1 pseudogene is annotated in these 290 nt (G+C 67.9%); it reads left to right on the top strand.

Annotation, left to right across the window (positions count from 1 at the left end):
* Positions 1-290: pseudogene (locus tag ACPXB3_RS22625) on the top strand (HNH endonuclease); the annotation flags it as partial.

Raw genomic sequence — 290 nt, 5'->3', positions numbered from 1 at the left:
CTCGACCCAGACCTCACCGGCCCACAAGCATTCGCGGCGATGAAACAAATACTGCTCGCCCACAACCTCCTCGAGCACTTCGCCAGCACCGTCACCGCCGAACTCGACCGACTCGGCGTCGCCGACCACCGCGCCACCAAACTACGAGAACTGCTGATCCTCATGGGTTTTGCGCCCGCCACCGCGGCCCGCCACGTCCGCATCGCCGCCGCCACCGACATCGACCTCGTCACCGCCCACGCCGCCGACGGCTCCATCTCCGCCGAACACGTCGACGCCATCGTCCGCGG

This window comes from Gordonia sp. DT219 (assembly GCF_049847065.1).
In the GTDB taxonomy this organism is placed as follows: Bacteria; Actinomycetota; Actinomycetes; order Mycobacteriales; family Mycobacteriaceae; genus Gordonia.
The sequence above is the reverse complement of the archived record's forward strand: the minus strand, read 5'-3'. Positions and strand labels throughout refer to the sequence as shown.